Source organism: Pseudomonas sp. FSL R10-0399 (assembly GCF_009600165.1).
GTDB classification, from domain to species: Bacteria; Pseudomonadota; Gammaproteobacteria; order Pseudomonadales; family Pseudomonadaceae; genus Aquipseudomonas; species Aquipseudomonas helleri.
This window is the reverse complement of sequence record NZ_WIWK01000158.1, coordinates 1-10,835: the sequence shown is the minus strand read 5'-3', so window position 1 is coordinate 10,835 and position 10,835 is coordinate 1. Positions and strand designations below refer to the sequence as shown.

The following is a 10,835-nucleotide window of genomic DNA, read 5'->3' as shown; positions in this document are numbered from 1 at the left end:
GTGTACGGAGCCGCCTTGCTGGCGCTGGGCCTGATCATGTGGCGCATGAGCCTGGACCTGGTGCTGACCTTCGCCCTGCTCGGCGGCGGGGTGATTGCCGCACTGATACTCGGCGGCCTGTTACTGCTGGGCCTCAAGGGCCTTCGTCGTGGGCTGGCCCGCGCCTCCCTGCCTTGGCGTCTGGGCTTGGGCCAACTGCTGCGCCAGCCTCTGGCCGCAGCCGGACAGGCTCTGGCGTTTGGCTTGATCCTGCTGTCGATGGCGCTGATTGCCTTGTTGCGCGGCGAACTGCTCGACACCTGGCAAAACCAGTTGCCCAAAGATGCACCCAACTACTTTGCACTGAATATCTTGCCCACCGACAAGGACGCCTTTGGTGCCCGCCTGCACGAACTCCAGGCCCAGGCTGCGCCGATCTACCCGGTGGTGCCCGGACGCTTGATCAGCATCAATGGCGAGCCGGTGCAAGAGATCGTCACCAAAGACTCCAGCGGCGACAAAGCCGTACAGCGCGACCTGAGCCTGACTTGGGCCGCCGACCTGCCTGAAGGCAATGAACTGACCGCAGGTCAGTGGTGGTCAGCGCAACCGCCACAGGGTGTGCCTGGGGTGTCGGTTGAAGCCAAAGTGGCCGAAAGCCTGAAACTCAAGCTGGGCGACCATCTGGTGTTTACGGTTGCCGGGGTCAACCGTGAGGCGCAAGTCACCAGTTTGCGCAGCATTAACTGGGACAACTTCCAGCCCAACTTCTTCATGATCTTCCAGCCCGGCACCCTGCAGGACTTGCCGACCACCTACCTCACCAGTTTTTACCTGGCCCCGGGTCACGACACGCAAATCATTGAGCTGTCGCGCAGCTTCCCGGCGGTGACCATCCTGCCGATTGATGCCTTGCTCGAACAGCTGCGCAGCATTTTGGCGCAAGTCACAATTGCCATTGAGTACGTACTGTTGTTCGTTCTGGCGGCGGGGATGACAGTGCTGTTTTCCGGTCTGCAATCCACCCTCGACGAGCGCATCCGCCAAGGTGCCTTGCTGCGGGCATTGGGAGCCGAACGCCAACTGCTGATCAAGGCCCGGCGCATCGAGTTCGGCTTGCTCGGTGCCACCAGCGGCTTGCTCGCGGCGCTGGGCGCAGAACTGGTCAGCCTGGTGCTGTACCGCTATGCCTTTGACCTGCCCTGGCATCCGCACCCATGGCTGTTGATGCTGCCGGTGCTCGGCGCCGTAATGGTTGGCGGCGCCGGGGTGTTTGGTACCCGCCGCGCACTCAATGCCAGCCCGCTGACAGTGCTGCGCGAGGGCTGATAGACTCGCGCCCTTCTCTGCCAACGGATTGACCATGAGCCGCTACCGTCCTCCCCGCCCTGCTGGCACCGCGCTGATCACCCCGGAAGGTGAAGCGCGGATGCGCGCCGAACTGCATGAGCTGTGGCATGTGCGCAGGCCACAGGTCACGCAATCGGTCAGTGAAGCAGCAGCACAAGGCGATCGCTCGGAAAACGCTGAATACACTTATGGCAAAAAGATGCTGCGCGAGATCGACAGCCGCGTGCGTTTTCTTACCAAACGCCTTGAAAGCCTGAAAGTGGTCAGCGAAAAACCTGGCGACCCGAACAAAGTGTATTTCGGCGCCTGGGTCACGATTGAAGATGAAGACGGCAAACAGTCGCGCTACCGCATCGTCGGCCCCGATGAGCTGGACCTTAAACAAGGCCTGATCAGCATCGACTCACCCCTGGCCCGCGCCTTGATAGGCAAAGCGCTGGGTGCCGAAGTTCGGGTACAAACCCCCACCGGCGAACAGTACGTGTATATCGTGGCTATTGAGTACCCCTGACTAACAACGCCACTGTTTATCCGGGGCGTTTCTTACAAACAGCGTGGCTGTTGTCTCATTGAGCGTTAAGCCCCCACCACTAAACTGAGGACTACAAACCACTTACATTATTTTAATGGAATAAATTAATGACACTTTTAACCCGCATTTTTGCAGCACTCTCATTGAGTGTGCTCGCCACTACCGCAGCAATAGCCCAAACGCCAGCGTCCGCAAGTGCAAACAGCTCCGACTGGACTGAGGCTGACGTAAAACGGCTACCTGGCAAGGGGCCACATCTCTACAGGGGCTGTATTACCAAGTTCAGTGGTTACCCGATTCCAGTACTACCGTTTCGTTCGACTTACTCGACGGCAGAAGAGCTAATGGCCAACACAACTTTTAAACAATGCGTTAAGTTTGGATGGTCGTCTTATCACCAGTTTGAAACATGATCCGTTTCAGCTTTGCCTGTTAAACAAAGCTGATGGGCGACCCTGTTCATTAACGCAAAGTAATCAAACCCTGGCGGGACACGCGGATAAGGTTGCGAATGACCAGCTCGGCATTTTCGGCTGAAGGCGACTGAATCACTGCCAGGTCAAAACTGTCGGCGGCAAAACGCGTCAGCTCGTCGTCGACCTCAACAAACTGAATCAAAAACGCTGAAGTTTGCCCTTTGCGACGCGGCCAGCCGTCCAGATAACGCAGCAGCGTTGGCTGATGTTTACCGCCCAGGAGGATTTTTGGGTTGCGCGAAGTCTGATTGGCCGTGATCGGCGCCAGACGAACGAAAGGACGTGGTTGAATCATGTATCGGTTCTCCGCCTCAAGGTTCTGCGTGGCAGGTGAGAGGCAACACCGAACCAGCGCTTTAGCGGTATTTCGAGCGTCTTTTGACACCCTGGCGCCCCGCAAGTAGCTGTTTAAATCGGCGCAAGAAACATCCTAGATAAAGCCGCTTACAACTGTCAAGAATCATATGCCACGAAAACCCTGCCCCAGACGCCCCCATGAATTCATGCACGCTTAGATGAAGAATGCGCCTGCACCTGGTTGAATTCGATTAATTGAAACCCCGCCGTCATAATCCCTTGTTACGCTGCCGCCGAAAATGTTTTGTAACAGTTAACAGGACCCCGTAATGAGCGACGAAAAAGACAAGGACACTCAACTCCCTGCCGATGCCAGCCGCCGTCGCTTCCTCGCCGGTGCAGCCGCGCTGGGCGTAGGTGCGGCGACCTTGAACGTGTATGCAAACACCCCGCACGACACCCCCGTCGCGGCTGAACCGCTAACCCCGACCGAACTGGACAAAAAGCTCCACGAGCAGGTGAAAACCATCGTGGTGATTTACGCCGAGAACCGCAGTTTCAATAACTTGTTCGCCAACTTCCCCGGTGTCGAAAAGCCCTTGTCGGCGCTCAAACCAGCTGACTATCAGCAGCGCGACCGCGATGGCAGCCTGCTCAACACCCTGCCACCGGCCTGGGGCGGCGTCTTGCAGGTAGGCCCGCAAACGGTTGACGGTGTCACGTATCCGCAAGGGGTGCAGTTCCAGGAAAACCTGCCCAACGCACCATTCGCCCTCAAAGGCCCGAACCAGGAAGACCTGCCGTTGAGCTTGGTGACCCGTGACCTGTGGCACGTGTTTTATCAAAACCAGATGCAAATCAACGACGGCAAAAATGACCAGTTTGTGGCCTGGGGCGACTCCGGTGGTTTGCCCATGGGCCACTACGCGCAGTCGCAATACTCCCTGCGTTTGTGGGATGTCGCCCGTGAGTTTGTGCTGTGTGACAACTTCTTCCAGGGCGCTTTTGGCGGCTCGTTCCTCAACCACCAGTACTTGATCAGCGCCGCCGTGCCGGTTTACCCGGACGCCGCCAACTCTGTAGCCAAAAGTCAGATCGCCACGCTGGAAGGTGACGACCCTAAAGGCACGCGCCTCAAGCCGCTGGAAAAATCGCCCCAAAGCGCCATGACCGGCGCCCCGCAATTTGGCCCCAGCGCGATCACACCTGACGGCTACGCGGTCAACACCATGGCCCCGCCCTACTGGCCGACATGGATTCGTGACCCCGAGCGCCCGGACTACTCCAAGCCCGACCTGCCCAGCGTGCTGGTGCCGCAAAACCATGAACACATTGGCGACAAACTGAGTAAAAAGAACATCGACTGGGCCTGGTACGCCGGTGCCTGGCAAGCCACGCTCGACGAGTACAAAGACTCTGGCGGTATCCCCAAGATCCCGAACTTCCAGTACCACCACCAGCCATTCAACTACTTCACCCGCCAAGGCCCGGAACACCCGGCTGAACGCAGCAAGCGCCTGCGTGATGGCGGCCTGGGCGACGAAAGCAGCACCAACCGCTTCCTCGCCGATGCCGAAGCCGGCAAGCTGCCAGCCGTGTCGTTCTACAAACCTCAGGGCAACCTCAACCTGCACGCCGGTTATGCCGACGTGGCGGCGGGTGACCGACACCTGGACCGCGTGCTCAAAGTGCTGCGCAACAGCCCGCAATGGGAAAACATGGTTATCGTGCTGACTGTGGACGAGAACGGCGGCTGGTGGGACCACGTTGCCCCGCCCAAGGGCGATCGCTGGGGCCCGGGTACACGCATCCCGGCGTTGGTGGTGTCACCGTTCGCGCGCAAAGGCACGGTCGACCACACGGTATATGACACGGCGTCGGTCCTGCGCTTGATCACCCGCGTGCACCAACTGGAAACCCTTGACGGCCTTAAACACCGTGACGATGCCATGAAAGCCCGCGGTCAAACGCCCATGGGCGATATGACCAACGCACTGATGTTCTGAAACTGACCCGCCAGAAGCAAAAAATCCGCAGCCCTTGTACCGGGCTGCGGATTTTTTATGGCCTGCGAAAAGCTCGCGTTTAACTCGCGATGGCCCGATCAGCCGACAGCTTGCCAGCACCTTCAAGCAACACCGCCAGCGTGCCGCCGAGCAAGGCCAGGGCAAACTCATAGCCGTTGTTGGCCATAAACAGCCCGTTGTGAATGTGCACCGAGAAGATCGCCACCAGCAAAGTGAACGACAAGCCCAAGGCTGCCGGGCGTGCCAGCAAACCGATAATCAAGGCCAGCCCGCCAAAGAACTCAGTCCCGCCCGACAACAGTGCCATCAAGATGCCCGGTTCCAGACCGATGCTTTCCATCCATTGTGCGGTGCCCGCCAGGCCGCCCCCACCAAACCAGCCAAAGAGTTTTTGCGAGCCGTGGGCCGCAAAGATGATGCCGACAAACACCCTCAAGACGGTCAAACCGTAGCCGGCACGGGTAGCGAGAACAGTCTGGATCAATTTGCTCATGGTGCGTTCCTTCAAATCAGGTGGGGAATGGACGCCATATTAATCAGTTTTTATCATGTTAAAAGTCGAATAAACCCCGCATTACAATCGAATTATTCGATTACTTGCGAGAGGCTACCCGCCCTGCTGCCGGCTCCAAAGAGTCGCGCTCGCGGTCGAATGCCAAATAGTATTTATTCACGCTATTAACATAGCTGACGGCGCTCATGCCCATCTGTTCCATGGCAATACGTTCTACCTGAAAAAACCATTGATTTGGGTTCAAGCCCCGTCGCTTGGCCTCCGCCCGCATGGCCTGCACCCGCTCAGGGCCCATGTTGTAAGCCGCCAGCACAAAGGCCATGCGCTCACGTTCATTGAGTTTGGGGCTAGAAAAAAATTTACGGCGGATCATCGATAAGTACTTGGCACCGGCCTGCACATTGTTATCGACATTTTTGATGTCATTGACCCCAACCCGCTGTGCCGCCGAAGGGGTAATTTGCAGCAGCCCCGTCGCGCCACCCGAGCCGCGTGCACCGGGGTCCAGGGCCGACTCTTTAAAAGCCAGCGCGGCCAGGTTCAGCCAATCCATACCCTGTTGCCGTGCATGTTTTTGCAGCACCGGGCGCAGTTTTTCGAGTTTTTGCCGGTCCGTTTTGGCCAACGGGTAATGCACCCGGTACAAACCTCGGTAAACCTTCTCAAACGCCAGATCCTGATTGGACGGAGCTTTATAACTGGCCAGGAATTTATCGACACTGGCGTGCAACATGGCGGCATCGCGGCGGACAAACCAGCGCATCGCGGCCGGCTCGCTGATCAGCACCTGGCGGTCAAAGCGCAGCTTGGGCATCAGCGTGGCCCAACGCTCGGCAATCGGCTTTTCGACAATGGTCAGATGAAAGATCCCGGCCTGGACCATCTCCAGCACATCCTCCACCGCCAAGCTCGGATCGACCCACTCCACCTTCACCGGGGGCAATTTGCGTAGCGCGAGTTTTTGATTGATCAGGCTGATGGACTCACCGGCCGCGCTGCCTGTGGTCAATGCCACTGTGCGCCCGGACAGTTGCTCAAACCGGGTAAAACGCCGCTCGCCCTTCTTCCCCACCAGCAACAACGGCACCCGATCGACCACAGGATCACTCGGGCTCACCGCATGGCTGGGCTTGACGTCCAGCAACTCCCCCGGCGCCATCAAGTCGCCTTCGCCACGCATGAGCGCACCGAGTAACTGATCTTTGGCCTTGGGAATGATCTTGAGGGTAATTTCGTGCCCGTCGCGGGCGCTGGCATTCAGGTATTGCTCGAAAGCGCGCAGGCGATGGTATTCAACACCGATATCCTGGCCCTGCACTTCGCCGGAGCTGTTGCGGCTTTGATTCACCAACACGCGCAACACCTGACTGCTGCGAATCTGCGCCAGATCGCGGACCTGGCTTGACTGCCCGACTTGCAGTGGCCCAGCCAATCGCGCCACTGCCGGGAGCGGCAACAGCAACAGGCACAGCGCAATCAATAACGTAGGTCTCGTCATCCGTTCTCCGGAAAGAATACAGTCCCGCGCCGCATCGGATTACCCGACAATCGGTCACCCCATTGGGGGAATTTCAGCGCTGGAAACAGAGCGCAATACAGCCAATGCACCCTGAAATGAAAAAGGCATTGCGTTGTTGCGGCATTCAAAGACAACCATAACCGTCTGTAGTTCTTGGTTTTTCTTATAAAACTACAGCTCTGATATGCTTCACGGCCTGTGGCCTGAGGTAGAACCATGCAACTCATCGATATCGGCGTCAACCTGACCAACTCCAGTTTCGACGGTAAGCACCAAGCCGTGCTGGACCGTGCGTACGCTGCTGGCGTCGCCCAACTGGTCCTCACCGGCACCAGCGTTGAAGGCAGCGAACAGGCCTTGCAACTGTGCCGCGAGCTGGACGAAAACGGCCAACGGCTGTTCGCCACCGCGGGTATTCACCCGCATTCGGCCAGCGACTGGAACGGCGACAGCGCCCAGCGTCTGCGGGCCTTGCTCAAGGAGGTCAACGTGCGGGCTGTGGGCGAATGCGGGCTGGACTTCAACCGCGACTTCTCGCCGCGTGCACAACAAGAGAAAGTGCTGGAAGAGCACTTGGCGCTGGCCGTGGAGCTGCAACTGCCGGTCTTCCTGCACGAGCGCGACGCCAACCAGCGTCTGCTGGAAATCCTGCGCAACTACCGCGACCACCTGCCGGCAGCGGTTGTGCACTGTTTTACCGGCGAGCAGCGGGCATTGTTCAGCTATCTCGACCTGGACCTGCATATCGGCATTACCGGCTGGATTTGTGACGAGCGCCGCGGTACTCACCTGCATCCGCTGGTCCGCGACATCCCGCGTGGCCGCTTGATGCTTGAGAGCGATGCGCCGTACCTGCTGCCGCGCACCTTGCGCCCCAAGCCCAAAAGTGGCCGCAACGAACCGGCCTACCTGCCTGAAGTGCTGCGCGAAGTGGCCGTGCACCGCGCCGAGTCCGAACACGACCTCGCCGCCCACACCACCGCCTGCGCCCGGGCGTTCTTCGGGTTGCCGGTACTGGACGCATAACCGCAATCTGTAGGAGCGAGCTTGCCTCGCGATCTTTTGATCTTGCTAATCCGGGTCCGCCTTATGCCAGACGGCTTGACCCACATCAACATTGTCTTCATAAAGTAGCGGCACAATGATGGCACCTTGCCAATACTGTGTTCGCCACATCAGAGAAGACCTTCCATGGGTGCCTGGCTTAGCAACATCTCGCTTAAATACAAATTCTGGGCTGTGAATGCGGTGGCTTTTGTCACCACGTTGCTGCTGGTGCTGTACGCCGTGCAACTCGAACAGCAATCACGCAGCAACGCCGCCCACGCCAATGCCAAGGCTCAGGCGCACCTGCTCAGCGTGTGGCCGGCCAATCAGCCACTCCCCGAAGCCCAAGCCCTGCTGCCACTGGCGCCCAACGCCGTGCCGACCGTCAACGGTCAGCCGTTGCCGCAATTGAGCGACGCCAACGGCTGGGTATCGCTCAATCACATGCCTTTGTTCGGGCAAAACCCGCTGTCCGGGGCCGAGGTGGTCAGCCGCGAGAATGGTCAGAAGGTCGCCGTGCTGGCCTACGCGCCCAGCCTGGCCCAAGTGTTCGTCGAGCGTTTGCCCAATTATGCGGCGGCCGTTCTGGTGCTGATGCTGGCCATGCTCTGCGCTTCTCAATTGTTGATTCGTTTTCTGCTCAGCCAGCTCAACACCCTCAAAGATGTGATGCTGCATGTCGAAAAAACCGGCGATTTGTCTGCCCGTGTGCCGTTGGCCTGCAACGATGAGGTCGGCCAGATGGCCAGCGCCTTCAATGCCATGCAGGCCGGTTATCAGCGGGTGGTCAACACCGTGGCAGACACCGCCGCGCAACTGGATGCCGGGGCCGCGCGCCTGGCCAGCAGCATGAACGAAGTGCAACACGGCATGCTCGGCCAGCAAAGCGAGACGGACCAGGCCGCCACAGCCATCAATGAAATGACTGCCACGGTCCATCACATCGCCCAGCACGCGGGCGCCACCCGTGATTTGTCGCAAACCGCCGACGACCTGGCCGGCAGCGGGCAACAAGTGGTCAGCCGCGTGCAAACCTCCATTGCCAACCTCTCCGATGGCGTGCAAAAAACCGCCGAGATGATTCAGCAACTGGCCCAGGACAGCCAGCAGATCAATAGCGTGGTCAGCGTGATCCACAGCATCGCTGAACAAACCAACCTACTGGCGCTCAACGCCGCCATCGAAGCCGCCCGTGCGGGCGACATGGGCCGTGGCTTTGCCGTGGTGGCCGACGAAGTGCGGCACTTGGCCAAGCGCGTGCAAACCTCCACTGACGAAATCACCACGATGGTTTCAGCCTTGCAGGCCGGCACCCGGGATGCCGTGGACTTTATGCAAGAGAGCTCGTTCAAGGCCGACGATTGCGTACAGCAGGCTCAGGAGGCAGGCGCAGCCTTGGCCGAGATCACCCACGCGGTGGCGCAAATGCGCGAAAGCAATACGCAAATCGCGGTCGCGGCCGAGCAGCAAAGCCAAGTGGCCGAAGAGATGAACCGCGCCGTGGTCAGCATCCGCGATGTCACTGAAGACACCGTGCAACAAACCGTCGATTCGGCCACCACCAGCAATCAGTTGGCGACCCTGGCCGGTGAGCTGAATCGGGCCATTGGTCAGTTAAAGCTATAAGGCCTATAGCCAGAGTTGATTCGCCGTTCGCCCGGCTCGCCCCTATTCTTGGCTCATCCGGTTCAGACAAGACTGAACCCTTGAACCAAGGAGAGAAATCATGGGCAAACGTCATCCTGATCTACCCGCCTGGCAATGGCGCTCTAACCCACAAGGCACCCACAGTGCCAGCCATCAGGCGCTGAGCCTGCTGGCTGTGGCGATGATGGTGTTGGCGTTCCTGCTGTTGGCTACCGGCGTGTTCAGCAACAACGCCTCAAGCGCGGTGATTGGCCTGGTGGCGCTGTTTGCCGGCATGGCCATTCAGCGCCAGAGCCGCCAGCTGGATGCCAAGGCTCAGCAAGCACAGCGCAGCAAAACGTTTTAACCGAAGATGGCGACGGTCTGGCGACTGATTGCAATCAGCTCGCCATTGGGCGCCCACAGATTGGCTGCCACATGGCCGTAGCCGTCACGGGCATGTTCGATCACCGCTAGGTATTTGCACCAGTCCAGGGTGTTGGCGTCGGGCAGCGGCTGCACAAACTCCACCGTCCAGGTCAGCGTGCTGCCCGCCGTCGGTTTGTTGAGCAACGGCAACAACGCCGGAGGCCAGGTGTCGATCAACGCCAGCAGGTGGGTTTCTGTGAGCGGCTGCTCTGCCACCTCACCGGCAAAACGCACCCAACCGCCCATTTCACGTGTGCCACGCCCGGTGAACGGAATGGCGCCCACGGCAAACGCCATCGACAAGTGCCGCATAAACTCCGGGGTCACCCCTTTGATATAGGGCAATAACGGGCATTGCTCGGGGGCTTTCATGTCAGGGGCAGGCAAGCTGTCTACCTTCACCGCAGACTCGCGGGCACCACCAAAACTGCCTTGCACCAGTGTCACCACTTGGCCGTTTTGCACGGCCCGGCCCAGCACCTGGCTCACTGCCTTGCCTTCGCGCAGCACCTCGACTTCGAAACTCACCGGCACGCCCGGCTCGGCGGGCCCGACAAACGTCACCGCCAATGAGCGCAACGCCCGCTCGCTGGACACTTGAGCGCGCATGGCTTCGTACTGCAACGCCACCATCAGCCCACCAAAACTGGCCCGCCCCTGCCCCCAATCTTCAGTGATGGTCACGTCCAGGGGGTTTTTACGTACAGCGTCGACCAATTCAGAAAACTGCATACACACCTCAACGCTGAACAATAGGCCGTGATACTACTGACCCGCCCGCCTCGGCACAGCGCCTATATGCGCCAAATCATCTGCTGAAAAAGCACTTTCCCCCTGTAGGAGCGAGCTTGCCTCGCGATCTTTTAAAGATCAAAAGATCGCGAGGCAAGCTCGCTCTTATCAAACATAAAATAAGTGATTGATTTTAAAGGATTTGTAGGAGCGAGCTTGCTCGCGAGCTGTTGATCTAGATCTTGCTTTTGATCTTGATCTAAAAGGCCCCATTAAACCACGCTGGCCGAACGCAGGTTTTGCGCAG

General features: G+C 58.9%; 10 protein-coding genes. 6 read left to right on the top strand and 4 right to left on the bottom strand.

Going from position 1 to position 10,835, the window contains the following annotated elements:
• Positions 1-1,308, top strand: a 1,308-nt coding sequence (locus tag GHO41_RS27055) for an FtsX-like permease family protein (protein ID WP_153391860.1), incomplete at its 5' end; no start/stop codon positions are given.
• Between the two features lie 34 nt (positions 1,309-1,342).
• Positions 1,343-1,840 carry a transcription elongation factor GreB gene (gene greB / locus GHO41_RS27050; RefSeq protein WP_048368630.1) on the top strand — a complete coding sequence of 166 codons (498 nt, stop codon included), beginning with the start codon at positions 1,343-1,345 and terminating at the stop codon, positions 1,838-1,840.
• Positions 1,841-2,323: 483 nt separating this feature from the next.
• Here greB and GHO41_RS27045 read toward each other — a convergent pair whose 3' ends face one another.
• A complete protein-coding gene (locus GHO41_RS27045; protein ID WP_048368631.1) occupies positions 2,324-2,632 on the bottom strand; it encodes a hypothetical protein in 309 nt (102 codons plus the stop codon).
• Between the two features lie 331 nt (positions 2,633-2,963).
• Here GHO41_RS27045 and GHO41_RS27040 point away from each other — a divergent pair, with 331 nt between their 5' ends.
• Positions 2,964-4,640, top strand: coding sequence for an acid phosphatase (locus GHO41_RS27040; protein ID WP_153330586.1), 1,677 nt, complete (start codon positions 2,964-2,966; stop codon positions 4,638-4,640).
• Positions 4,641-4,719: 79 nt separating this feature from the next.
• On the opposite strand, the gene GHO41_RS27035 is transcribed toward GHO41_RS27040, so the two are convergent.
• Both GHO41_RS27035 and GHO41_RS27030 read right to left on the bottom strand, forming a co-directional pair.
• Entirely contained in the window at positions 4,720-5,154 is a 435-nt protein-coding gene (locus GHO41_RS27035; protein WP_153330585.1) for a DoxX family protein, read from the bottom strand.
• Positions 5,155-5,254: 100 nt separating this feature from the next.
• Complete coding sequence (locus GHO41_RS27030; protein WP_048368634.1) at positions 5,255-6,673, bottom strand: transglycosylase SLT domain-containing protein; 1,419 nt, start codon at positions 6,671-6,673, stop codon at positions 5,255-5,257.
• A gap of 237 nt (positions 6,674-6,910) precedes the next feature.
• Here GHO41_RS27030 and GHO41_RS27025 point away from each other — a divergent pair, with 237 nt between their 5' ends.
• From GHO41_RS27025 to GHO41_RS27015, 3 genes are all read left to right on the top strand, one after another.
• The gene (locus tag GHO41_RS27025; RefSeq protein WP_048368635.1) at positions 6,911-7,720 is read left to right on the top strand and encodes a TatD family hydrolase; all 810 of its coding nucleotides are present in this window, start codon (positions 6,911-6,913) and stop codon (positions 7,718-7,720) included.
• Positions 7,721-7,885: 165 nt separating this feature from the next.
• Positions 7,886-9,367: a methyl-accepting chemotaxis protein gene (locus GHO41_RS27020; protein WP_153435132.1), complete on the top strand. Its 1,482-nt coding sequence runs from the start codon at positions 7,886-7,888 to the stop codon at positions 9,365-9,367.
• 100 nt (positions 9,368-9,467) lie between these two features.
• Complete coding sequence (locus GHO41_RS27015) at positions 9,468-9,734, top strand: DUF3040 domain-containing protein (RefSeq protein WP_123750348.1); 267 nt, start codon at positions 9,468-9,470, stop codon at positions 9,732-9,734.
• Here the strand turns inward: GHO41_RS27015 and GHO41_RS27010 are convergent.
• Positions 9,731-10,528, bottom strand: coding sequence for an acyl-CoA thioesterase II (locus GHO41_RS27010; RefSeq protein ID WP_153330582.1), 798 nt, complete (start codon positions 10,526-10,528; stop codon positions 9,731-9,733). The two genes, GHO41_RS27015 and GHO41_RS27010, sit on opposite strands and share 4 nt — an antisense overlap.
• Positions 10,529-10,835 lie beyond the last annotated feature (307 nt).

Bases quoted from the DNA above. Each gene is read 5' to 3' on its own strand.
- greB (WP_048368630.1), top strand. From the start codon at position 1,343: ATGAGCCGCTACCGTCCTCCCCGCCCTGCTGGCACCGCGCTGATCACC.
- GHO41_RS27045 (WP_048368631.1), bottom strand. From the start codon at position 2,632: ATGATTCAACCACGTCCTTTCGTTCGTCTGGCGCCGATCACGGCCAAT.
- GHO41_RS27040 (WP_153330586.1), top strand. From the start codon at position 2,964: ATGAGCGACGAAAAAGACAAGGACACTCAACTCCCTGCCGATGCCAGC.
- GHO41_RS27035 (WP_153330585.1), bottom strand. From the start codon at position 5,154: ATGAGCAAATTGATCCAGACTGTTCTCGCTACCCGTGCCGGCTACGGT.
- GHO41_RS27030 (WP_048368634.1), bottom strand. From the start codon at position 6,673: ATGACGAGACCTACGTTATTGATTGCGCTGTGCCTGTTGCTGTTGCCG.
- GHO41_RS27025 (WP_048368635.1), top strand. From the start codon at position 6,911: ATGCAACTCATCGATATCGGCGTCAACCTGACCAACTCCAGTTTCGAC.
- GHO41_RS27020 (WP_153435132.1), top strand. From the start codon at position 7,886: ATGGGTGCCTGGCTTAGCAACATCTCGCTTAAATACAAATTCTGGGCT.
- GHO41_RS27015 (WP_123750348.1), top strand. From the start codon at position 9,468: ATGGGCAAACGTCATCCTGATCTACCCGCCTGGCAATGGCGCTCTAAC.
- GHO41_RS27010 (WP_153330582.1), bottom strand. From the start codon at position 10,528: ATGCAGTTTTCTGAATTGGTCGACGCTGTACGTAAAAACCCCCTGGAC.